Raw genomic sequence first — 23,932 nt, 5'->3', positions numbered from 1 at the left:
TCATGGATGAACGCGGCGCCCGTGAGTTTTTCGCGAGCAAGCTCGCTCCTACAAACCCTTATTGGTCGTCGAAGTACCGCTCATGCCAATCCACCAGCGGCTGCGGCGAATTGAGCTTCTGCCCGTAGATCACCGAATAAGACAGCACGTTCTGCACATACTGGCGGGTTTCGTCGAAGGGGATGCTTTCCACCCACACGTCGAAACTCAGGTGGTCTGCGCCGCGCAGCCATTGGCGCACGCGGCCGGGGCCGGCGTTGTAGGCAGCGGAGGCGAGCACGCGGTTGCCGTTGAACTGGCTGTGCACCTGGCTCAGGTACGCAGCACCAAGCTGGATGTTTTTATCCGGGTCCAGCACCTGGGCCGGGGAGGCCAGGGGGATACTGAACTTGCGCGCGGTTTCCTTGGCGGTGCCGGGCATCAGTTGCATCAGCCCGCTGGCGCCGACGCCGGAGCGAGCATCGTCCATGAACGCGCTTTCCTGGCGGGTGATGGCAAAGATCCAGCTGGAGTGCAGGCCGCGTACCTTGGCTTCGCGCACCAGGGTGTCGCGGTGGGCCATCGGGAAGCGGATGTCCAGGTCGTCCCAGTACTGCGCCTGGCTGATGGTGCGGATGGCCGGGAAGTACCACTTCATGTCGTAGGCCAATTTGGCCTGGGCGACCATCTCGTCACGGTTGAAATGACGGCTGACGTGGTACCACTCACGGCGACCGTCCACGATCTGGCCACGGGCGTAGAACTCCAGGGCACGCCGCACCCCAGGGGTATTGCGCACCTTGTTGACCAGCGCCTGGCTCATCACCAGCGGCTTGTTGTTCAACTGATAAGGGGATTTGGAGCGGTCAGCAGCGAGGAAACCGTAGAAATCCCGTTCCTTGGCCACATTTTTGTACAGCACCAAAGCCTGCGGGTTCTTCGGCTCGGCCAGCTCCAGGCTGCGCGCCTGCCAGTAGCGCCAGCGGTTGGTGGTAGCCAGGTCTTGTGGGAGTTTGCGGGTCAACTGGTAGGCGTCTTCCCAGCGCGCCAGGCGCAACAGCAGGCGCAGGCGCCACTCGGAAACCGTATTGTCGCGCAGCTCGGGGTCGTACTTGGTCATGACCTCCAGCGCGCGCGGGTCGAAGCGCTTGGCCAGGGTCAAGCCGATCTCGCGGGCAATCGACACTTTTTCGTCACGGGAGAAGTGCATGCTGCTGGCGTAACCGTCGAGCAGCGACATGGCTTTGTCCGGATCCTGGCGCGCCAGGCGACGCAGGCCCAGGCCGACGGCGTCAGACATGGCCTCGGTGGCCGGCTGGAAGCGTGACGGGTCGCTGAGCATGTCTGGCTTTTGCGCTACGTCCACCATCAAGCGGCCTTGGGCGCCGAGGGTAGGCAGGGTTTTCACCAGGCTGTTGGCCAGCGCGTAGTTACGCGCTTCGGCGGCGAGCTTGGCGCGGTCCCAGATCTTCTGCTCGGTGAGTTGGCCGGCAGCGGCCCATTGGCCAAACGTGGCGTCACAGGCGGCTGGCTGGGATTTGCCGGTCATCCACAGCTTTTCGGCAGTCTTGTAGCCTTCGGCTTTCAGGTTGTGGCTGAGCTGGTACTGGCCATGCAGGCAGTCCAGCTCGACGAAATTGAGCTTGGTGTCGTAGTACTTTTCAAAGGTCTGCCAATCGCCGCGTTCGGCCAGCCAGCGCAGCCAACGCAGTTTCATCCAGTTGGCCTGGGGAAGGTCGCCGTGTTTGGCGAGGAATTGTTCGATTTCCTCGTTGCTCGCGGTTTTCAGGCGCGCGGTCAGCTCGTCATAGGCCAGGTAGGGCGTGAGCGGGTAATCGGCCAGGGCCTGGCTGTATTGCATGTAGGGGCCGCTGTCGCCCTTGGCCAGGGCACGTTTGGCTTGATCGTAATACTGGCGTTGAGTGGTGAGGTCCACCGCCTGGGCGGATTGAACGGCAGTGGCGGAAAGAAGCAGACAAGATAAAAAGTTGAAAAGGCGACTGCGCATGAGACGTCCGTGCAGAGAAATCACGACTAGCACCGGCACTGCCGACACTGATTGCCCCTAGCTTAGCCTTTTGCCAGCGGCCCGCGAAAGCTTTGCCGGCTGGTTCGTTCAAGTTCGCCGGAAATGTCCTACAGAACGTGTCAATAGAGAAAATGCCGACCGCATCCCACCCTCACATCAGGTAGAATGCGCGCCCAGTTTTTGGAGAAGCGTATGACCCTGCTCAAATTCAGCGATGTGTCCCTTGCTTTCGGCGCCATGCCGTTGTTGGACAAGGTGTCCTGGCAGATCGCCCGTGGTGAGCGGGTGTGCATCATCGGCCGCAACGGCACCGGCAAGTCCAGCATGATGAAGCTGGTAAAAGGCGACCAGAAGCCCGATGACGGCTCTGTCTGGCGTGCCCCGGGCCTCAAGATCGGCGAATTGCCGCAAGAATTGCCGGTGGCCGACGGACGGACAGTGTTCGACGTGGTAGCCGAAGGCCTGGACGGCGTTGGCGAGTTGCTCGCGCAATACCATCACCTGGCACAGAACTGCGTCACCGAAGAAGACCTGGACAAACTGATGCACGTCCAGCAAGACCTCGAAGCCCGTGACGGCTGGCGCTTGCAGCAACTGGTGGACAGCACCCTGAGCCGCCTGCAACTGCCGGCCGACAAGACCCTTGCCGAACTGTCCGGCGGCTGGCGTCGCCGTGTGCTGCTGGCCCAGGCGTTGGTGTCCGAGCCGGACCTGCTGCTGCTCGACGAACCGACCAACCACCTGGACATCGGCGCCATCGCCTGGCTTGAAGAAGCCATCAAGGACTTTCAGGGCGCTGTGCTGTTTATCACGCACGACCGTGCATTCCTGCAGAGCCTGGCCACGCGCATCCTCGAGCTGGACCGTGGCGGCCTGATCGACTGGAACGGCGACTACGCCAGCTTCCTGGTGCACAAGGAAGCCGCCCTGGCGGCCGAAGAAACCGCCAACGCGCTGTTCGACAAGAAGCTGGCCCAGGAAGAAGTCTGGATCCGCCAGGGCATCAAGGCTCGTCGCACCCGTAACGAAGGCCGCGTGCGTGCCTTGAAAGCCTTGCGCGTCGAGCGCAGTGAGCGCCGCGAGCGCACCGGCAAGGCCAATATCCAGCTGGACACCGCCGACAAGTCGGGCAAGCAGGTAATGGTGCTGGAGAATGTCAGCTTCCATCACCCGGACGGCCCGTTCCTGATCAAGGACTTCTCCATGGTCCTGCAGCGGGGCGACCGTATCGGCCTGCTGGGCGCCAACGGCACCGGCAAGACCACCTTGCTCAAGCTGATGCTCAGCGGCCTGCAACCGACCAGCGGCAAGGTGGAAGAGGGCACTCGCATCGACGTGGCCTACTTTGACCAGCTGCGTCACCAGTTGGACCTGGAAAAGACCGTGATCGACAACGTCGCCGAAGGTCGCGACTTTATCGACATCGACGGCCAGAGCCGCCACGTACTCAGCTACCTGGGCGACTTCCTGTTCAGCCCGCAACGTGCGCGCACGCCGGTCAAGGCCCTGTCTGGTGGTGAGCGCGCGCGCCTGCTGCTGGCCAAGCTGTTCAGCAAGCCGGCCAACCTGCTGGTGCTCGACGAACCGACCAACGACCTCGACGTGGAAACCCTGGAACTGCTGGAAGAGGTCTTGCTGACCTTCAACGGCACCGTGCTGATGGTCAGCCACGACCGGGAATTTCTCGACAACGTGGTCACCAGCACCCTGGTTTTCGAAGGCGAAGGCAAGGTGCGCGAATACGTGGGCGGTTATCAGGACTGGCTGCGTCAGGGCGGTTCGCCGCGCTTGCTGGGCGTGACCGAGAGCAAGTCGGGCAAGGCCGACCTGAACACGGCGGGGGTGGCTCCGGTCGCTGCCGAGGCGCCTGCAGCGGCTGCTGACGCTGCGCCTGCCAAGAAGAAGCTCAGCTACAAGTTGCAGCGCGAGCTGGAAGCGTTGCCAGGTGATATCGACGCCAAGGAACAGCAGATTGCTGCGGTGGAAGCGGAAATGGCTGACGCCGGCTTCTACCTGCGCCCTGCGGCAGAAACCGCCAAGGTCATCGCCTCTCTGGAGACGCTGAACCAGGAGCTGGAAGCGTTGGTTGAGCGTTGGGCCGAGTTGGATGCCTGAGTAATCGCACCGCAATAAAAAAGCCCGGCACTCTTCTATGAGCGCCGGGCTTTTTCATATGAAATACAGTTAAAAATGTGGGAGCTGGCTTGCCTGCGATAGCAGTCTGTCAGTTGATACACCTGGCGACTGACACACAGCTATCGCAGGCAAGCCAACTCCCACATTAGACCTTCATCGGTCTTACGAACTCTTTACCAGTTTGACGGCCAGTACATCGCACGGCGCGCCGTGCAGTACATCATTGGCAGTAGAACCCAGCAACAACGCCAAACCGTGACGCCCATGGCTACCCACTACGATCAGGTCACAACCCTGTTCCTTGGCCAAGTGGTGGATTTCCTGGCGCGGTTGGCCGTATGTCAGGTGACAGTCTTCCTTTTTCAGGTGCGGGTATTTGAGAATCAGACGGTCAAGGCGCTCCTTGGCCTGGTCAAATTGTTGTTGCTGCAACTGGGAAAGGTCCATCGGCACGTCACCACCAAAGGCCATCGCCATGGGCTCGACGATGTGCACCAGCGACAGTTTGGCGCCATTGGCAATCGCGGATTCCTGTGCGCGCTTGATCACTGGATCGCACTCTTCAGTCAGGTCGACAGCGACCAGAATATGTTCGTAGGGCATGAGGCGTTCCTCCAGGGGGGCTGCAATAAGTTCAGTATGGCTGCTTTCAAGCGGATGGGGTTGCCGCAGATCAAATCCGCTCATCTAGAAATTCGGGAGTACACATATGACGGTCTGGATAGTGGTGTCAATCCTTGCGGTGGTTTTAAGCCCCCTGGTATGGCTGCGCCCTTCGCGCCAGCAGAGTGGGCGCATGGCCCTGCGCATGGAGGCACGCCGCATCGGGTTGGCCATGCAGTTGGCGCCCCAGCAGTGGCCGCACTGGCTCAAGCAGGAGCCGCCGAGCCCGTGCGCGCAATATTGCCGGCCACGACGCGGCAGCGCGCCCGCAACCTGGAGCTACTGGCAGCTGGAGCCGGGGCTATGGGTCAATCAGTGGCGTGAACCCTGTGTGGATGAGAAGTTGTTGCCGCATTTTGCAACGCTGCCGGCGAACGTCTACAAGGTCGAGGCCGACAAGCAGATGATCGCCCTTTATTGGGGCGAGAAGGGCGACGCAAGCGTACTCAAAGACATCGATACGCTGCTCAAGGCCCTGGCCTGACCCAAACCCTGTAGGAGCGAGCTTGCTCGCGAAAATCGCCAACGATAACGCGGATAATCAGGCTATACGCGGCGCTCTCCAGGTTTTCGCGAGCAAGCTCGCTCCTACACAAAAGCCGAGCAATAAAAAGCCCGACATCATCATCGGGCTGGAGGTGGCCAGGCAGGCCGGTAAATCTGTAGGTTGCCGCTAGCCTAGCCGTGTATTGCTTTCTGTACAGCCTTTTCCCACATCTTTTCTATTATTGATCCTGTGAATATTTGAATATTGACGGGTGGCCAGCCTATGGGCCGGGTTCTGAAATGACTGGAAAGTCGCGTTTTTCCTAGCCTTTGGAGCGATTGACAATTGCTCGGAATTGGATGAAGGTGGCGTACCCAAATCAAACGGGCGTATGAATTGAGCGTTTGCCTGTCAGACGACTCATACAAAACCCGACTATCGCACTGGCGGGTGTGCCTGGCGGATTGGCGTGAGCATTGATTCAACTGTCAATGTCAAACCAGAGACCAGCGTCCAGTGTGTACTGTTCAGCTTCCATATCGTGGAGATCAGTTGATGATTTACGAAGGTAAAGCCATCACGGTTAAGGCTCTTGAAAGTGGCATCGTCGAACTCAAATTCGACCTCAAGGGTGAGTCCGTCAACAAGTTCAACCGTCTAACCCTGAACGAACTGCGTCAGGCCGTAGACACCATCAAAGCAGATGCTTCGGTCAAGGGCGTGATCGTCTCCAGCGGCAAGGACGTGTTTATCGTCGGCGCTGACATCACCGAATTCGTCGACAACTTCAAGCTGCCCGATGCCGAGCTGGTGGCTGGCAACCTCGAAGCCAACAAGATCTTCAGCGATTTCGAAGACCTCAACGTGCCGACCGTTGCTGCCATCAATGGCATCGCGTTGGGTGGCGGCCTGGAAATGTGCCTGGCGGCAGACTTCCGCGTCATGTCCGCGACGGCCAAGATCGGCCTGCCGGAAGTCAAGCTGGGCATCTACCCAGGCTTTGGCGGTACCGTGCGCCTGCCGCGCCTGATCGGTGCCGACAACGCGATCGAATGGATCGCAGCCGGTAAGGAAAACAAGGCTGAAGACGCGCTGAAAGTCGGTGCCGTCGACGCTGTGGTGGCCCCGGACAAACTGGCCGAAGCCGCGCTGAACCTGATCAAGGGCGCCATCAGCGGCGAATTTGACTACAAGGCCAAGCGTCAGCCAAAGCTGGAAAAGCTCAAGCTCAACGCCATCGAACAGATGATGTCTTTCGAAACCGCCAAAGGTTTCGTGGCAGGCCAGGCCGGCCCGAACTACCCGGCGCCGGTTGAAGCGATCAAGACCATCCAGAAGGCCGCGAACTTCGGTCGCGACAAAGCCCTGGAAGTGGAAGCGGCAGGCTTCGTCAAACTGGCGAAAACCTCCGCGGCCCAGAGCCTGATCGGCCTGTTCCTGAACGATCAGGAACTGAAGAAAAAGGCCAAGGCCTACGACGAAATTGCCAAGGACGTGAAACAGGCTGCCGTACTCGGCGCCGGTATCATGGGTGGCGGTATCGCCTATCAGTCGGCGTCCAAAGGCACGCCGATCCTGATGAAAGACATCAACGAACACGGTATCGAGCAGGGTCTGGCCGAAGCCGCCAAGCTGCTGGTGGGCCGCGTTGATAAAGGTCGCATGACCGCTGCAAAAATGGCTGAAGTGCTTAACGGCATTCGTCCTACGCTGTCCTACGGTGATTTCGGCCATGTCGACCTGGTGGTCGAAGCGGTTGTCGAGAACCCGAAGGTCAAGCAAGCCGTACTGGCTGAAGTGGAAGCCCAGGTCAAAGATGACACCATCCTGGCCTCCAACACCTCGACCATTTCCATCTCGCTGCTGGCCAAGGCCCTCAAGCGTCCGGAAAACTTCGTCGGTATGCACTTCTTCAACCCAGTGCACATGATGCCGCTGGTAGAAGTGATCCGTGGCGAGAAGTCCAGCGAGCTGGCCGTGGCCACCACCGTTGCCTACGCCAAGAAAATGGGCAAGAACCCGATCGTGGTCAATGACTGCCCGGGCTTTTTGGTCAACCGCGTGCTGTTCCCGTACTTCGGCGGTTTCGCCAAGTTGGTCAGCGCCGGTGTGGATTTTGTGCGCATCGACAAGGTCATGGAAAAATTCGGCTGGCCAATGGGCCCGGCGTACCTGATGGACGTGGTCGGCATCGACACCGGCCACCACGGCCGCGACGTCATGGCTGAAGGCTTCCCGGACCGCATGAAAGACGACCGCCGTTCGGCGATCGACGCGCTGTACGAGGCCAAGCGCCTGGGCCAGAAGAATGGCAAGGGCTTCTACGCCTACGAGGCCGACAAGAAGGGCAAGCAGAAGAAAGTGGCCGATCCGTCGGTGCACGAAGTACTCGCTCCGGTCATCTACGAACAGCGAGAGGTGTCTGACGAGGACATCATCAACTGGATGATGATCGCCCTGTGCCTGGAAACCGTGCGTTGCCTGGAAGACGGCATCGTTGAAACCGCCGCCGAAGCCGATATGGGCCTGGTGTACGGTATTGGTTTCCCTCCATTCCGTGGTGGCGCGTTGCGTTACATCGATTCGATCGGTGTGGCCGAGTTCGTTGCCCTGGCTGACAAATACGCTGATTTGGGCCCGCTGTACCACCCGACCGCGAAGCTGCGTGAAATGGCCAAGAATGGCCAGAGCTTCTTCGGTTAAGCGCCCAATCGACTAGAGCGAGAATATTTATGAGCTTGAATCCAAGAGACGTCGTGATTGTCGACTTCGGTCGTACTCCGATGGGCCGCTCCAAGGGCGGCATGCACCGCAACACCCGCGCTGAAGACATGTCGGCGCACCTGATCAGCAAGCTGCTGGAACGTAACGTCAAGGTTGACCCGAACGAAGTCGAGGACGTGATCTGGGGCTGCGTCAACCAGACCCTGGAGCAGGGCTGGAACATCGCGCGCATGGCGTCGTTGATGACCCAGATCCCGCACACTGCGGCCGGCCAGACCGTCAGCCGCCTGTGCGGCTCCTCGATGAGCGCGCTGCACACCGCTGCGCAAGCGATCATGACCGGCAACGGTGATGTGTTCGTGGTCGGCGGCGTGGAGCACATGGGCCACGTCAGCATGATGCACGGCGTCGATCCTAACCCGCACATGTCCCTCTACGCGGCGAAAGCCTCGGGCATGATGGGCCTGACCGCGGAAATGCTCGGCAAAATGCACGGCATCACCCGTGAGGCCCAGGACGCCTTCGGCCTGCGCTCCCACCAGCTCGCCCACAAGGCGACTGTGGAAGGCAAGTTCAAGGATGAAATCATCCCGATGAACGGCTACGACGAGAATGGTTTCCTGAAACTGTTCGACTATGACGAAACCATTCGTCCGGACACTACCCTGGAAAGCCTGGCGGCCCTCAAGCCAGCCTTCAATCCAAAGGGCGGCACCGTGACAGCCGGTACTTCCTCGCAGATCACTGACGGTGCTTCGTGCATGATCGTGATGTCGGCGCAACGTGCCCAGGACCTGGGTATCCAGCCGCTGGCCGTGATTCGTTCGATGGCGGTGGCGGGTGTGGATCCGGCGATCATGGGCTATGGTCCAGTACCGGCCACACAAAAAGCCTTGAAGCGCGCAGGCCTTTCCATCTCCGATATCGACTTCTTCGAGCTCAACGAAGCTTTCGCCGCACAGGCCCTGCCAGTGCTGAAAGATTTGAAAGTACTCGACAAGATGAACGAGAAGGTTAACCTGCACGGCGGTGCGATTGCCCTGGGCCACCCATTCGGTTGCTCCGGTGCGCGTATCTCCGGCACTTTGCTTAACGTGATGAAGCAAAATGGCGGCAACCTTGGGGTTGCAACCATGTGCATTGGTCTCGGCCAAGGCATCTCTACCGTCTTCGAACGCGTCTAAACGCTCGGTTGACGGAAGCCGGGGCCCAGTGCCCCGGTTTTTGTTTTTTGGAACTTTTAAATATTTTTTTTCAACAAATTTTGCATGAGGGCCAGAGCATGAAAGTCGAACCAGGGCTCTACCAGCATTACAAGGGGCCGCAGTACCGTGTTTTCAGCGTGGCGCGCCACTCTGAAACCGAAGAAGAAGTGGTGTTTTACCAAGCGCTGTATGGCGAATACGGCTTTTGGGTGCGCCCTTTGAGCATGTTCCTGGAGACCGTTGAAGTTGACGGCGAGCAGGTCCCGCGCTTTGCTTTGGTCCAGGCCGAACCCAGTCTTTTTAAAGGGCAATAACCGCAGGTCGCGCAGAATGCTGCGCTTGACCTCACCTTGTTGCCACTATATATAGCGTTGCCGCGACAGGCGCCAACTGCCTTTCACTTCTCGAATTCAGGAATTTTCCGATCCATGGGCAAATCGCTGGTCATTGTGGAATCCCCGGCTAAGGCCAAGACCATCAACAAGTACTTGGGCAACGAGTACGTGGTGAAGTCGAGTATCGGCCATATCCGAGACCTGCCCACCAGCGGTTCGGCTAGCGCCAGCAAGGAGCCTGCCGCCAAGCGCGGCAAGGCCGCCGCGGGCGAAGGTCCGGTACTCACGCCTAAAGAAAAAGCGCGCAAGCAACTGGTTTCGCGCATGGGTGTGGACCCGGACCATGGCTGGAAGGCCAAGTATGAAATCCTTCCGGGCAAGGAAAAGGTCATCGAAGAGCTGCGCCGGCTCGCCAAAGATGCTGACACCATCTATCTCGCGACGGACTTGGACCGCGAAGGGGAAGCCATTGCCTGGCACCTGCGCGAAGCCATCGGCGGTGATGACAGCCGCTACAAGCGCGTGGTGTTCAACGAAATCACCAAGAAAGCCATTCAGGAAGCCTTCTCCAAGCCGGGCGAGCTGGACATCGACCGTGTCAACGCCCAGCAGGCCCGTCGCTTCCTCGACCGCGTCGTCGGCTACATGGTCTCGCCACTGCTGTGGGCGAAGATCGCCCGTGGCCTGTCCGCCGGCCGTGTGCAATCGGTGGCAGTCAAACTGGTGGTGGAGCGTGAGCGCGAGATCCGTGCGTTCAACCCCGAAGAGTATTGGGAAGTCCACGCTGACCTGGGCACTGCCAAGGGCGCCAACGTGCGCTTTGAAGTGGCCCGCGAGAAAGGCGAGGCTTTCAAGCCGCTGAACGAAGCCCAGGCCATGGCCGCGCTGGAGAAGCTCAAAGCCTCCAGCTACAGCATCGTCAAGCGTGAAGACAAACCGACCAGCAGTAAGCCGTCGGCGCCGTTCATCACCTCCACCCTGCAACAGGCCGCGAGCAACCGCCTGGGCTTCGGGGTGAAGAAGACCATGATGATGGCCCAGCGTCTGTATGAAGCCGGTTACATCACCTACATGCGTACCGACTCCACCAACCTGTCGCAAGACGCGGTGGCGATGGCGCGTACCTATATTGAAAGCGAATTCGGCAAGACCTATCTGCCGGAGAAGCCGAACGTCTACAGCAGCAAGGAAGGCGCACAAGAGGCTCACGAAGCGATTCGTCCTTCTGACGCCAACACCACGCCTGCCAAGCTGAGCGGCATGGAACGCGACGCTGAGCGCCTCTACGAGCTGATCTGGCGCCAGTTCCTCGCTTGCCAAATGCTGCCGGCGCAATACCTGTCTACTACCGTCAGCGTGGGCGCGGGCGACTTCGAGTTGCGTGCCAAGGGCCGTATCCTCAAGTTCGACGGCTATACCCGTGTGATGCCGCAGATCGCCAAGCCTGGCGATGATGACGTACTGCCGGACATGGCCCAGGGCGACACGTTGAAGCTGATCAAGCTCGACCCGTCCCAGCACTTCACCAAGCCGCCGGCGCGTTATTCCGAAGCCAGCCTGGTGAAAGAGATGGAAAAGCGCGGTATCGGTCGTCCGTCGACCTACGCGGCGATCATCTCCACCATCCAGGACCGTGGCTACGTTGCGCTGCACAACCGTCGTTTCTATTCGGAAAAGATGGGTGACATCGTCACCGAGCGTCTGTCGGAGAGCTTCTCCAACCTGATGGACTACGGCTTCACCGCCGGCATGGAAGAGAACCTCGATGACGTGGCCCAGGGCGAGCGCGATTGGAAAAACGTGCTCGATGAGTTCTATGGCGACTTCAAGAAAAAACTCGAAGTGGCCGAGAACCCTGAGAACGGGATGCGCGCCAACCAGCCGGTGATGACGGATATTGCGTGCACTACCTGCGGTCGCCCCATGCAGATTCGTACCGCCTCCACCGGCGTGTTCCTCGGTTGCTCGGGCTACAGCCTGCCGCCCAAAGAGCGCTGCAAGGCGACTGTCAACCTGGTGCCGGGCGATGAAATCGCGGCTGACGATGAGGGTGAATCTGAGTCGCTGGTGCTGCGTGGCAAGCACCGCTGCCCGATCTGTAGCACGGCGATGGACGCCTACCTGCTGGACGAGAAGCACAAGCTGCACATCTGCGGTAACAACCCTGATTGCAACGGCTACGAGATCGAAGAGGGCACCTACCGCATCAAGGGCTATGAAGGCCCGAGCCTGGAATGCGACAAGTGCGGCAGCGAGATGCAGCTCAAGACTGGCCGTTTCGGCAAGTTCTTCGGGTGTACCAACCCAACGTGCAAGAACACGCGCAAACTGCTGAAAAGCGGTGATGCGGCGCCGCCGAAGATGGACCCGGTGAAGATGCCTGAGCTCAAGTGCGAGAAGGTCAACGACACCTACATCCTGCGTGACGGCGCTTCGGGGCTGTTCCTGGCCGCGAGCCAGTTCCCGAAAAACCGCGAGACCCGTGCGCCATTGGTGATGGAGATCGTGCCGCACAAGGACGAGATCGATCCGAAGTACCACTTCCTGTGTGAAGCGCCGAAAAAGGACCCGGATGGTCGCCCAGCCGTGATCCGCTACAGCCGCAAGACCAAGGAGCAGTACGTGCAGACCGAAGTGGACGGCAAGCCTACTGGCTGGAAAGCGTTCTACGACGGCGGCAAGTGGAAGGTCGAGGACAAGCGCCAGGGCGCTTGATCCGCTAGTCTGTTAACGCCAAAAGCCGTCTGTATAGACGGCTTTTGCTTACTGTAGGATTGTGCTTGTTGTGGCGAGCAAGCTTGCTTGCGCTGGGGTGCGAAGCGCCCCCAATAGCGGGCGACTGCTATGCAGTCGAGCGGGAGCAAGCTCCCTCGCCACAGCAAGCTCGCTCTTACGCAGCCAGCATCACGCCTATTCGTTGTGGAGATTGCCGTCATGGCCAACGAACTCTATACCCGTACCAATCAGAAAATTTACTTCGCGGGTTTATCCCTGGAGGCCCTTGGCCGTGCCGAGGAAGGGAAAGAGATGAATGCCATCGCGCTGGTACAGGCGGGGGGCGGAGCGGCGGTGTTCCCCCTGTACGGTGCCTTGCTGGGGCTGGGGCATGAAATCGCCGGGTTCTACCGCTTGCCACAGGCGGGCGCACCGCGGGCGGAAATGATCATGAATCGTGAAGTGCTGGACGCCATGGCCATCCCCGAGTTGGCCGAGCTGGTGGAAATGGCCCAAAGCCCCGACAGTTGGGTGGCGCGGCTGCTCAAAGCCCATGCGGATATGTTCCAGCCGCCGCGTATTCCCCATGTGCCCAAAGGTGATGTCACCCAGCCGCTGATCGTCGCCGTGGCCTTGGAGCAGGATGAGCCCAAGCCTTTGAGCCGTGAGGAGTTGGAAGGCTGGCGCCAGGAGCTGAAAAAGATGGCGCTACGTTTTCGTGAAGGGCTCAACGAGTGCTGAAGGGGTTGCGTTAAGCAAATGAGGGAGCTGGCTGCGGAGCGACGCTGAACCTGTGGCGAGGGAGCTTGCTCCCGTGAGCACTTGACAGTCGACGCTTATCTACCTGACGCCCTGCGCTCCAAATGTGGGAGCTGGCTTGCCTGCGATGGCGGCCTGACAGGCGACCGGTACGTTGAATCAGACGGGGTACATATTCGTTATGTAGGTAGCGGCCGGCCATCAAGAACGGCTCCCTTCGCATCGTGGTTACCGGTGGCTGCTACAGCCTACGTTGTATAGATACTTATGCTGCGATAGCGTTGGGTCAGTTTGCTGGTTATTCGCTGATACTCCGCCATCGCAGGCAAGCCAGCTCCCACATTGATTAGCGTGTTGCCCAGGGCACCATTCATCACGCCGTAAACAAACCTGTCCATATCCCCTGCGAGGCTGGGTGGATGACTGATATAATCCCAGGCCTTTCGTGGAGAACAGACTTTTATGCCAACGTCCTTTCTGGAAATTGTTGAACTGCCTGACGGCCGAATCGAACTGCGCCGGGCGGAGGACGAGGGTTCTCTGGTTATTCTGGATTTCTCCGAAGACGCCAAGGTTTTCCTGCAAGGCCAGCACGTCGAAGTGGCTAAAGCCATGTTGAGCGTGGGCGTGCAGATGGCAGGTCGCCTTGCCGAAGGCGAGCCGGAGAAAGAAGACGGGCCGCGCGTTCTTCACTGAGTCTTATGTGACGGATGCTTCTGTAAGGCGCCCATCCTCAGGGCTTATTACCCCAATCGAATATTCAAACTCTGTGCATCACCCGTGCGCGCAGCACTGATCAGTTGCTGCTTGGCGCTGGCATTCAGCGGGTTCAACCAGCTCACCACCGTATGGCTGCGGCCCAGGCGCAAGGCTTCGCAGGTTAGCTGCTGGGCACTTTGCGCGCCGCGTGGTTGCAGTAACAGGATACGCTCGCGGTTGAGCCCGGCGTCCCGCAGCCAGGCCTGGGTAAGGCTGGCGGGCGGGGCGATCAGTGTCAGCCAGCGGGCGTCCTGATCTTCGCTTAATTCGCGCAGGATAGGTGCCAGCAGGTTCAGGCAGCTCTCAGCCGCACCGCGCAACGACAATTCACTGAACGCCTCAGGTTCGCCGCCCCAGGGGGCTTCGACCGTTTCCTTGAGGATTGGCGCAAGGGGTTGGGCCATGAAGGCCTCGAACAGCGACAGTTGTGTGTGTTGTGGGGTGTGCACGAGCTGCATGATGCCTCCTTTAGCGGCGAATGACGCCGACACTCAAGCCTTCGATCACCAGGTCCTGGTCTTTCAGGTTGACTTCGATCGGGGCAAACTCAGGGTTTTCGGCCAGGAGCCAGACCTTGCTGCCTTCGCGCTTGAAGCGTTTGACCGTGACCTCGTCGCCGATACGGGCAACGACGATCTGGCCATTGCGGGCTTCGCGGGTTGTATGGACGGCCAGCAGGTCGCCGTCAAAGATGCCCACGTCCTTCATGCTCATGCCGTGCACACGCAACAGGTAGTCGGCGCGAGGGTGGAAGAAGGTCGGGTTGATGTTGCAGGACTCCTCGACGTGCTGCTGCGCCAGGATCGGCGCACCTGCGGCGACGCGACCGATGATCGGCAATGTCGACTCGTCGGCCTTGGCTTCGAAGCCAGGGATACGAATACCCCTCGAAGCACCCGGGGTCATCTCGATCGCACCTTTGCGAGCGAGGGCCTTGAGGTGTTCCTCGGCGGCGTTCGGGGACTTGAACCCCAGCTCCAGGGCAATCTCCGCTCGGGTAGGCGGGTAACCATTGTCATCAAGGCAGCGCTTGATAAAAGCCAGAATCTCAGCTTGGCGTGGCGTCAGTTTTAGCATGTTGATCGCTCTGTCTTTTTATACAGTGACTGGGATTATATACAGTGAACTGCGCTTGGCAATCATCCTTTTTGGTGGCTCCGCTGGACGGTCATCCGTCAGCCGTCCTACAGAGCAGAAGCGGCGCTGCCTACAGAGCTGCAAGGATGTGATTAAATAGCGATGAATCAGATGACTGACCAGCCGCAAAGCGGACCCGCAGGCTTGACAAGACACACTCTGAAACGTATGTTTCAAACAAGTGTTTGTCAGGCGGAGTAGCCATGGCCCAGTCGGAAACCGTTGAACGCATTCTCGATGCTGCCGAGCAATTGTTCGCGGAAAAAGGATTTGCTGAAACTTCATTGCGGCTGATCACCAGCAAGGCTGGGGTCAACCTGGCCGCCGTGAATTACCACTTCGGCTCGAAAAAGGCCCTGATCCAGGCAGTCTTCTCACGCTTTCTGGGCCCGTTCTGCGCAAGCCTCGACCGTGAGCTGGAACGCCGCCAGGCCAAGGCCGATCACAAGCCCAGCCTGGAAGAACTGCTGGAAATCCTTGTTGAGCAAGCGTTGGTCGTGCAGCCACGCAGCGGCAACGACCTGTCGATCTTCATGCGCCTGCTGGGCCTGGCGTTCAGCCAGAGCCAGGGCCACCTGCGTCGTTACCTGGAAGACATGTACGGCAAGGTATTCCGCCGCTATATGTTGCTGGTCAACGAAGCCGCCCCGCGTATTCCACCTATCGAACTGTTCTGGCGCGTGCATTTCATGCTCGGTGCCGCAGCTTTCAGCATGTCGGGTATCAAGGCGTTGCGGGCAATTGCCGAGACCGATTTCGGTGTGAATACTTCCATCGAGCAAGTCATGCGCCTGATGGTGCCCTTCCTCGCCGCTGGCATGCGCGCCGAAACCGGGGTCACCGACCCGGCCATGGCTGCCGCCCAGTTGCGCCCACGCAGCAAAACCGTCCCGGTCGCCGCCAAGGTTTGATCGCCGCGGGTGGGCGCGGCCGCTTGCATCCGCTAAGCTAGCCGTCATGCCGATTTCAGCTATTTATTCGCAACCCGTCGTCCTTGCCGTGCCTGGCAGGGACGACGGGTTGTGTGCGTTATATAAGGAAGGTTTATGACTGCTGCCCTGCAAGGTTCTTTGATGGTCGACGTCGCCGGTACCTGGCTCACGGCCGAGGATCGCCATCTGTTGCGCCAACCGGAAGTGGGCGGCCTGATCATTTTTGCGCGCAATATCGAGCACCCGCGCCAGGTTCGCGAGTTGAGCGCCGCGATTCGTGCAGTGCGCCCGGACCTGCTGCTGGCCGTGGACCAGGAAGGCGGCCGCGTACAGCGTCTGCGTCAAGGCTTCGTGCGCCTGCCGGCCATGCGTGCGCTGGCGGATAACCCCAACGCTGAATACCTGGCTGAGCAGTGCGGCTGGATCATGGCTACCGAGGTGCTGGCGGTGGGCCTGGACCTGAGTTTTGCCCCAGTGCTGGACCTCGACTACCAACGCAGCGCCGTGGTCGGCACCCGTGCTTTCGAAGGCGACCCCGAGCGCGCTGCCGTGCTCGCGGGTGCATTTATCCGCGGCATGAACAGCGCCGGCATGGCCGCCACCGGCAAGCACTTCCCTGGCCATGGTTGGGCCGAGGCCGATTCCCACGTCGCCATTCCCAATGACGAGCGCAGCCTGGAACAGATTCGCGCCAACGACCTGGTGCCTTTCGCACGCCTGAGTAAGCAATTGGCCGCCGTGATGCCGGCGCACGTCATTTACCCGCAGGTCGATGCCCAGCCTGCTGGTTTTTCGCGTCGCTGGTTGCAGGACATACTGCGCGGTGAGTTGCAGTTCGACGGGGTGATCTTCAGCGATGACCTGTCCATGGCGGGCGCCCATGTGGTCGGCGATGCGGCCAGTCGGATCGAAGCGGCGTTGACCGCCGGTTGTGACATGGGCTTGGTGTGCAATGACCGTGCGGCGGCCGAGCTGGCGCTGAGTGCAGCACAGCGGATGAAGGTCACGCCATCGGCGCGGATAGCGCGTATGCGTGGGCAGGCGGTTGCCTCGACGGACTATAAGCAGGACCCGCGTTGGCTGACAGCGCTTACTGCGTTGCGTGATGCGCAGTTGATCGGCTGAAGACCGAAGCGCGGCCATCGCAGGCAAGCCAGCTCCCACATTTTGATTTGTGAATACATTCAGGTGTGGGAGCGGGTTTGCTCGCGAAGGCGGCCGAACAGTCAGCGCTTCTCTTGCTTGTTGGGTAACGGCGCAAACAACGCTTCAATCTCCTCATTGCCCAACTGCCAATCCCCCGTGGTTCGCCCATCCAGCACGCCCGCCGCCAGATCGGACTTCTCCTTCTGCAAGTGCTGGATTTTCTCCTCCACCGTGCCCCGGGCAATCATCTTGTACACGAACACCGGCTTTTCCTGCCCGATGCGGTACGCACGGTCGGTGGCCTGGTTTTCCGTGGCCGGGTTCCACCAGGGGTCATAGTGGATAACCGTGTCGGCTTCGGTCAGGTTCAGGCCCACGCCACCGGCCTTCAGGCTGATCAAAAAGATCTGCAGCTTGCCGCTCTGAAAGTCCTTCACCGGTGTACGTCGATCGCGGGTCTGGCCGGTCAGCAGGGCGTAGGCAATGCCGCGTTTTTTCAGTTCGGCCTCGATCAGGCTCAGCATCGAGGTGAACTGTGAGAACAGCAGAATCCGGCGACCTTCGGCAAACAGCTCGTCGAGCATGTCCATCAGGCTGTCTAGCTTGCCCGAGCTGCTGCCACGGGCGGGCAGGGTGGCGTCGTTGACCAGGCGCAGGTCGCAGCACACCTGGCGCAGTTTGAGCAGGGCTTCGAGGATGATGATCTGGCTGCGGGCCACGCCCTTGCGGGTGATCTCGTCGCGGACCTTTTTATCCATGGCCAGGCGCATGGTTTCGTACACGTCGCGCTGGGCCTCGTTGAGGTCGACCCAGTGGATAATTTCGGTCTTGGGTGGCAGTTCGGTTGCCACTTGTTCCTTGGTGCGACGTAGCAGAAAGGGTTTGATCCGACCGTTGAGGTGCTGCAATCGCACCTCGCTGGCACGCTTTTCAATCGGCACGCGGTAATCACGGTTGAAGCTCTTCACATCGCCCAGCCAACCCGGCAACAGGAAGTGGAACAGCGACCACAGCTCGCCCAAGTGGTTTTCCAGAGGCGTGCCGCTCAGGCACAAGCGCTGGCGGGCATTCAGCTCGCGTGCGGCCTGGGCCGCCTTGCTGGACGGGTTCTTGATGTACTGCGCTTCATCCAGGATCAAGACGTGCAAGGGCAGGGCGGCGAGCTGTTCGATGTCCTTGGGCAGCAGGGCGTAAGTGGTCAGCAGCAGGTCGTAGTCATTCAGGTTAGCGAAATGTTTCTTACGCCCCGCGCCATAAAGTGCCTGCACCCGCAGTTGCGGGGTGAAGTGCGCGGCTTCATCCAGCCAGTTGGGGATCAGGCTGGTAGGCATCACGACCATGCACGGCCGGTCAAGGCGGCCCGCGATTTTTTCGCTGAGGATGTGCGCCAGGGTTTGCAAGGTTTTGCCCAGGCCCATGTCATCCGCAAGTATCCCACCCACCTCCAGTTGGCGCAGCGACTGCATCCAGCTCAAACCTTCCAGCTGATAGGGGCGCAAGGTCGCATTCAGGCCTTCGGGCGCCACGCAGGTGAAATCCTTGATATCGCGCAGGCGCTGGGCGAAGTTGCGGATCTTCTCGCCGCCTTCCCATTGCAGTGGCAGGTCTTCCAGCGGGTTGAGGCGAATCGCGTCGGCCTTGGCCAGGCGCAGCGCGGTGGTGCCGGCTTCCTGCAGGTAAAACTCGCCGAGGGTCGCCAGTACCGGCTTCAAGCGGCCGTAGGGCAGCGCCACTTGCAGCGGGCCGTGGCCGTTGGGCAGGCCGGGAATGTTCACCAGGATCAGCTCTTCATCGCGGCGCCGCGCCAGTTTCTCCGGGTTGAGAATCTCGGTATGAGAGCGCATCAGGTTCAGCAGGATCGGCAGCAGGCTCAAGCGTTCGCCGTTGACGATAATGCCCAGCTCCAGGTCGAACCAATCGCGTTCCGGTCCGTCATCGACCGTGGCATACCAGTCATCGACGGGGCTCAGGTCAAAGCCGAAGTCTTCATCGATCTGCAGCTCCCAGCCTTCGGCGCGCAAGGTGGGCGACACATTGAGGGTGAAGTTCAGCCAGGCGCTGTCATTGACCATCTCGAACAGCTCGCCGGCACTTTCCGGCAGGGCCTTGCTCTGGCGCGTGGCGATTTTGAAGCCAAGCAGGCGCAGGTGTTCGCGATAGGCCTGCTCTTGCTCGGGATGGCGCTTGATCCGCAGGCTTTGTGTCTCCTGGCGCACAATGATGTCGGCATTTTTTTGCCCGCTGACATAGTTGCCCAGGTAGTTGAACGACAACGCCGCACGGTGCTGGATATAGCGCTGCATCTTGCCGTTGCGCGGTTCGAACGCGCTGAACTCCACGCTGGCCAGCCACAGGCGTGGCACCGGTTGCACGTCGTCCATCACCACCTGCGGCAGGACCACGCGGTTATCGAGCACCGCCTGGAGCTTTTCCAGCAGTTGCGCATCCTGAGCTGCTGCCGGGTAGGCCAGGGTTTCCTGGACCTTGAGCAGCACCGCCGCGATGTGTTTGCAGTTGGTGTGCACCGGGCACGTGCAGCGGCTGTCCACCAGGATCAGCAGGCCCTTGGCCGATTCGCGCAGTGAGATGGTCTGGCGGTAAACGTTGCCGCCCGAGCCTTCGCAACTGGCGGTGATGGTGCTGTCGCCGCACTCGACGATGCGCACGCGGTTCTCCAGGGCGTAGCGTCGCCCGCGCTCGAGGCTTTGCTCTTTAAAGCGGTTGGCCCACGAAGGGGCCAGGGGTTTGGTCAACGACGACGTCAGGGGCATGGCGCGCAATCAGTCCTGAAGGTCGGGCGGTGGTGCGCTGGGTGGCTTGGCGGTCAGCGAGGTGATCTTGATCAGCAGCGCCAGGTGGCCGCCGTCCAGGTAGTTGAGCTGGTTGTTCTTGGTGCGCACGTCTTTCTGGCTCAAGTGTTCGCTGGCGATCACGCTGCCGTTGCCGTCGAACTGATTGATCCAGAAATCCGCGTCGATATCGGTAAAGCGCCCCAGTTGCAGGCTCAACACCCCTTCGATAGGGAACTGGCCGAATTGCTCCTGGCCGTCGGTGATCGCCACTTTCACCGCTTGCTCGCCCAGGTTCTGTTCCCAGGCCTTGTGGGCCAGTACCGTGTAGTTGGCGTCGGCGCGCAGCTTGTCGACGATATTGCCCAGGCGCGGCGGGCTCATCCGCTCACCCAGGCGCGGGGCTCCGGCATCCCAGTTTTCCGGGGCGGCGCGGCTGCTGATCACCGGTTCTGCATTCTGGCGCACCAGGATCATTTCCACCTGATACAGGCTGTCGGCAAAGGCCGAAGGTGCGAGTACCACCAACAACAGGCTCAAAATGCGGAACACGCGCATGGGGGCGTCCTTAAACGGATTTCGGAATGAGGCGTTCAAACAGCGCCTCCAAGGTGTTGAAGCGTTCTTCGGCACGTTCCATCGGCACCATGAACTTGAACAGCGTAGCCCCTTCGAACTTGTAGCGGTTGGGCTGGCCCTGGATCAGCTTGATCAGCACCAACGGGTCGACCGGCGTCTGCGCTTCGAATTCGATACGCCCGCCTTGCGGCCCGGCGTCGACTTTCTTGATGCCCAACTGCTCGGCCTGCAACTTGAGTAGGGTCAGGCGCACCAGGTTCTTGGTCGGTTCCGGCAGCAGGCCGAAACGGTCGATCATCTCTACCTGCAAGTCCTTGAGGCCTTCTTCGTCGGCCGCCGAGGCAATGCGCTTGTACAGGATCAACCGTGCATGCACATCCGGCAGGTAGTCTTCGGGAATCAACGCCGGCAAGCGCAGGTTGATCTCCGGGCCGCCGCCCAAGGGTTGGTCGAGGTTCGGTTGTTCGCCTTTGCGGATGGCTTTTACCGCGCGTTCGAGCATCTCCATATACAGCGTGAAACCCACCGCCTGGATCTGCCCGCTCTGGCCGTCGCCGAGCAACTCACCGGCACCACGGATTTCCAGGTCATTGGTGGCCAATACAAAGCCGGCCCCGAGGTCCTGGGTATTGGCGATCGCTTCCAGGCGTTTTTCCGCATCGGAAGTGATCTGCTGGCGTGGTGGTGTCAGCAGGTAGGCATAGGCCTGGTGGTGACTGCGCCCGACGCGACCGCGCAATTGGTGCAGCTGCGCCAGGCCGAACTTGTCGGCACGCTCGATGATGATGGTGTTGGCGCTCGGCACGTCGATGCCGGTCTCGATGATGGTCGAGGCAATCAGCACGTTGAAGCGCTTGTGGTAGAAGTCGCTCATCACTTGTTCGAGTTCACGCTCGCGCATCTGCCCATGGCCGATAGCGATGCGGGCTTCCGGCACCAGTTCGGCGAGGTCGGCGGCGCATTTCTCGATGGTCTTTACGTCGTTGTGCAGGTAATACACCTGGCCGCCGCGCAGCAGTTCGCGCAGCAGAGCCTCCTTGACCGTGCTCTTGTTCTGCTCCATCACGAAGGTGCGCACCGACAAACGACGCGCCGGTGGCGTGGCGATGATCGACAGGTCGCGCATGCCCGACACCGCCATGTTCAGCGTGCGCGGAATTGGCGTGGCGGTGAGGGTGAGGATGTCGACTTCACTGCGCAGGGCCTTGAGCTGTTCTTTCTGGCGCACACCGAAGCGGTGTTCTTCGTCGATGATCACCAAGCCCAGGTTCTTGATCTTCACATCGTCCGACAGCAACTTGTGGGTGCCGATCACGATATCGATCTTGCCTTCGGCCAGATCAGCGACAGCGGCATTCACTTCCTTGGCGGACTTGAAGCGGCTCATCACCTCCACGCTCACCGGCCAGTCGGCAAAGCGGTCGCGGAAACTGTTGTAGTGCTGCTGGGCGAGCAGGGTGGTCGGCACCAGGATCGCCACCTGGCGACCGCCGTGTACCGCAATAAAGGCTGCACGCATGGCCACTTCGGTTTTGCCGAAGCCCACGTCGCCACACACCAGGCGGTCCATCGGCTTGGGCGCGAGCATGTCGGCGCGCACCGCTTCGATGGTGGTTTGCTGGTCGGGGGTTTCTTCGAAGGCAAAGCCGGCGCTGAAAGTGGCGTAGTCGGCTTTCGGGTCGGCGAACGCGTAACCTTCGCGGGCGGCGCGGCGCGCATAGATGTCGAGCAGTTCGGCGGCCACATCGCGCACCTGTTCGGCGGCCTTGCGCTTGGCTTTCTGCCAGGTCTCGGAGCCCAGGCGGTGCAGCGGTGCCAGGGCGTCGTCGCTGCCGGTGTAGCGGGCGATCAGGTGCAGGCTGGCCACCGGCACGTAGAGCTTGGCGCCCTCCGCGTATTCCATGGTGAGGAATTCGGCGGCCTGGTTGTCGATCTCCAGGGTCTGCAAGCCCAGGTAGCGACCGACGCCGTGGTCGATATGCACCACCGGCGCGCCTTCGCGCAGCTCGGTGAGGTTCTTGATCACCGCGTCATTGTTGGCGTCGGCGCGTTTTTCCCGGCGCCGGCGCTGCATCACACGCTGGCCGAACAGCGGGCTTTCGGCGATCAAGGCCAGCGCCGGGTCATCCAGCCGCAGCCCTTCGTCCAGTGGCGCGATGGTGATCGCCAGGCGCTCTTTGCTGGCGACAAAATCCGGCCAGCTGTCGACAGTTTTTGGCCGCAGCTTCAGGCGCTCCAACAGCTCCAGCAGCACTTCGCGGCGCCCGGCGGATTCGGCGGTAAACAGCACGCGGCCCGGGAAGTCACCGAGGAAGTTCGACAGCGCCTCCAGCGGTTGCGTGGCTTTGGCCTGGATCGCCAAATCGGGCAACGCGCTCGCCGGGAAACGCTCGCGGCCACTGCCGGCGTCCACGTCCTGCTGGCTGGCGACCACACGCGGCCAGTTTTTCAGGCGCGCGAAGCAGTCTTCAACCGGCAGGAACAGTTCAGCGGGCGGCAATAAAGGCCGGGATGGATCGACGCGGCGTTCTTCATAGCGGTTGCGCACGTCGTTCCAGAAGTTTTCCGCTGCCTGTTCGATACCCGGCAACGAGAACACCTGGGTGTCCTGGGGCAGGTAGTCGAAGAGGGTGGAGGTTTCGTCGAAGAACAACGGCAGGTAGTACTCGATACCGGCGGGCGTGATGCCGCTGCTCAAGTCCTGGAAAATCGGGCAACGACGGAAATCCACGTCGAAGCGTTCGCGAAAGCGCGCCTTGAAGCGCGTGACCGCGTCTTTTTGCAGCGGGAACTCACGCGCCGGCAGCAGCTTGATCGAGTCGACCTTGTCGATGGAGCGCTGGTTCTCCGGATCGAAGGTGCGCAGCGTCTCGATCTCGTCATCGAACAGGTCGATGCGGTACGGCAACTTGCTGCCCATCGGGAACAGGTCGATCAAGGCGCCGCGCACCGCGAACTCACCGTGCTCGTACACCGTGTCGACGCAGCGGTAGCCGCTGGCTTCCAGGCGCGTGCGCATCTGCTCGACGTCGAGCTTCTGGCCCACGTCCAGCACCAGGCTGCTGCCGAGCAGGAACTTGGTCGGTGCCAGGCGGTGCAGGGCGGTGGTGATCGGCACCACCAGCACACCGTGGGCCAGTTCCGGCAAGCGGTACAGGCTGGCGATGCGCTGGGAGATGATGTCCTGGTGCGGCGAGAACAGGTCGTAGGGCAGGGTTTCCCAGTCGGGAAAATGCAGTACCGGCAAATCCGGGGCGAAGAAGCTCAGCTCCTGCTCCAACCGTTCGGCACTTTGGCTGTCGGCGGTGAGCAGCAGGGTAAAGCGCTTGGCTGCGCTGGCAGCCTCGGCAATGGCCAGGCTCAGGGCGGCACCGGGCAGGTTGCCCCAGTGCTGTTTACCTGCCGCGGCAGGGAGTAGCGGTAGACGCAGAACGGGCACGGAAGGTTGAGCTCCAAGCGTTGCGACAAAGTCGGTAATTGTAACGGCCCCAGGTGCCGCCTGTCAGTTGCTGACTGTGCCTATTACGGTTTGTAGGAAATGTAGTGGCTAAGACAAAC

The 23,932-nt window shown here is 60.6% G+C and carries 18 protein-coding genes; 11 read left to right on the top strand and 7 right to left on the bottom strand.

Annotation, left to right across the window (positions count from 1 at the left end; translation table 11 throughout):
• Positions 1 to 58: 58 nt before the first annotated feature.
• The gene (locus CER19_RS01390; RefSeq protein ID WP_116665115.1) at positions 59 to 1,987 is read right to left on the bottom strand and encodes a transglycosylase SLT domain-containing protein; all 1,929 of its coding nucleotides are present in this window, start codon (positions 1,985 to 1,987) and stop codon (positions 59 to 61) included.
• 213 nt (positions 1,988 to 2,200) lie between these two features.
• On the opposite strand from CER19_RS01390, the gene CER19_RS01385 reads away from it, so the two are divergent.
• The gene (locus tag CER19_RS01385; RefSeq protein WP_116665114.1) at positions 2,201 to 4,123 is read left to right on the top strand and encodes an ATP-binding cassette domain-containing protein; all 1,923 of its coding nucleotides are present in this window, start codon (positions 2,201 to 2,203) and stop codon (positions 4,121 to 4,123) included.
• A 183-nt stretch (positions 4,124 to 4,306) separates the two neighbouring features.
• On the opposite strand, the gene CER19_RS01380 is transcribed toward CER19_RS01385, so the two are convergent.
• Positions 4,307 to 4,747: a universal stress protein gene (locus tag CER19_RS01380; protein WP_069558103.1), complete on the bottom strand. Its 441-nt coding sequence runs from the start codon at positions 4,745 to 4,747 to the stop codon at positions 4,307 to 4,309.
• A 106-nt stretch (positions 4,748 to 4,853) separates the two neighbouring features.
• Between CER19_RS01380 and CER19_RS01375 the strand changes: the two genes are divergently transcribed.
• The 8 genes from CER19_RS01375 (at position 4,854) to CER19_RS01345 (ending at position 13,728) form a co-directional block, all read left to right on the top strand.
• Complete coding sequence (locus tag CER19_RS01375) at positions 4,854 to 5,291, top strand: hypothetical protein (protein WP_116665113.1); 438 nt, start codon at positions 4,854 to 4,856, stop codon at positions 5,289 to 5,291.
• A 22-nt stretch (positions 5,292 to 5,313) separates the two neighbouring features.
• Complete coding sequence (locus CER19_RS28690) at positions 5,314 to 5,484, top strand: hypothetical protein (RefSeq protein ID WP_165861583.1); 171 nt, start codon at positions 5,314 to 5,316, stop codon at positions 5,482 to 5,484.
• Positions 5,485 to 5,849: 365 nt separating this feature from the next.
• Positions 5,850 to 7,997: a fatty acid oxidation complex subunit alpha FadB gene (gene fadB / locus CER19_RS01370; protein ID WP_005786151.1), complete on the top strand. Its 2,148-nt coding sequence runs from the start codon at positions 5,850 to 5,852 to the stop codon at positions 7,995 to 7,997.
• A 29-nt stretch (positions 7,998 to 8,026) separates the two neighbouring features.
• Positions 8,027 to 9,202, top strand: a complete 1,176-nt coding sequence (gene fadA, locus CER19_RS01365) for an acetyl-CoA C-acyltransferase FadA (protein ID WP_005786153.1) — start codon at positions 8,027 to 8,029, stop codon at positions 9,200 to 9,202.
• Positions 9,203 to 9,300: 98 nt separating this feature from the next.
• Complete coding sequence (locus CER19_RS01360) at positions 9,301 to 9,537, top strand: DUF1653 domain-containing protein (protein ID WP_032803813.1); 237 nt, start codon at positions 9,301 to 9,303, stop codon at positions 9,535 to 9,537.
• Between the two features lie 114 nt (positions 9,538 to 9,651).
• Positions 9,652 to 12,273 (top strand): type I DNA topoisomerase, encoded by a 2,622-nt coding sequence (topA, locus tag CER19_RS01355; protein ID WP_116665112.1) that lies wholly within the window; start codon positions 9,652 to 9,654, stop codon positions 12,271 to 12,273.
• A 219-nt stretch (positions 12,274 to 12,492) separates the two neighbouring features.
• Positions 12,493 to 13,014: a DUF6586 family protein gene (locus CER19_RS01350; protein WP_116665111.1), complete on the top strand. Its 522-nt coding sequence runs from the start codon at positions 12,493 to 12,495 to the stop codon at positions 13,012 to 13,014.
• A gap of 480 nt (positions 13,015 to 13,494) precedes the next feature.
• On the top strand, positions 13,495 to 13,728 hold the full coding sequence (locus CER19_RS01345) for a hypothetical protein (protein ID WP_010212068.1): 234 nt from the start codon (positions 13,495 to 13,497) through the stop codon (positions 13,726 to 13,728).
• A 47-nt stretch (positions 13,729 to 13,775) separates the two neighbouring features.
• Here the strand turns inward: CER19_RS01345 and sulA are convergent, their stop codons facing one another.
• Both sulA and lexA read right to left on the bottom strand, forming a co-directional pair.
• Entirely contained in the window at positions 13,776 to 14,249 is a 474-nt protein-coding gene (sulA, locus tag CER19_RS01340) for an SOS-induced cell division inhibitor SulA (protein ID WP_005786162.1), read from the bottom strand.
• 10 nt (positions 14,250 to 14,259) lie between these two features.
• Positions 14,260 to 14,868, bottom strand: coding sequence for a transcriptional repressor LexA (gene lexA, locus CER19_RS01335; protein WP_003172575.1), 609 nt, complete (start codon positions 14,866 to 14,868; stop codon positions 14,260 to 14,262).
• Positions 14,869 to 15,131: 263 nt separating this feature from the next.
• Between lexA and CER19_RS01330 the strand changes: the two genes are divergently transcribed.
• A complete protein-coding gene (locus CER19_RS01330; RefSeq protein ID WP_116665110.1) occupies positions 15,132 to 15,839 on the top strand; it encodes a TetR/AcrR family transcriptional regulator in 708 nt (235 codons plus the stop codon).
• A gap of 135 nt (positions 15,840 to 15,974) precedes the next feature.
• A complete protein-coding gene (nagZ, locus tag CER19_RS01325; RefSeq protein WP_003189663.1) occupies positions 15,975 to 16,985 on the top strand; it encodes a beta-N-acetylhexosaminidase in 1,011 nt (336 codons plus the stop codon).
• A gap of 101 nt (positions 16,986 to 17,086) precedes the next feature.
• Here the strand turns inward: nagZ and CER19_RS01320 are convergent, their stop codons facing one another.
• Genes CER19_RS01320 through mfd form a run of 3 tightly spaced genes read right to left on the bottom strand, consistent with a single transcriptional unit; the run spans position 17,087 to position 23,813 of the window.
• Positions 17,087 to 19,777, bottom strand: coding sequence for a DEAD/DEAH box helicase (locus tag CER19_RS01320; protein WP_116665109.1), 2,691 nt, complete (start codon positions 19,775 to 19,777; stop codon positions 17,087 to 17,089).
• 9 nt (positions 19,778 to 19,786) lie between these two features.
• Positions 19,787 to 20,353 (bottom strand): CsiV family protein, encoded by a 567-nt coding sequence (locus CER19_RS01315; protein ID WP_072446777.1) that lies wholly within the window; start codon positions 20,351 to 20,353, stop codon positions 19,787 to 19,789.
• A 10-nt stretch (positions 20,354 to 20,363) separates the two neighbouring features.
• Entirely contained in the window at positions 20,364 to 23,813 is a 3,450-nt protein-coding gene (gene mfd, locus CER19_RS01310; RefSeq protein ID WP_116665108.1) for a transcription-repair coupling factor, read from the bottom strand.
• Positions 23,814 to 23,932: the final 119 nt, after the last annotated feature.

The sequence above is a fragment of the Pseudomonas sp. GL93 genome, assembly GCF_003408955.1.
In the GTDB taxonomy this organism is placed as follows: domain Bacteria; phylum Pseudomonadota; class Gammaproteobacteria; order Pseudomonadales; family Pseudomonadaceae; genus Aquipseudomonas; species Aquipseudomonas paracarnis.
The sequence above is the reverse complement of the archived record's forward strand: the minus strand, read 5'-3'. Positions and strand labels throughout refer to the sequence as shown.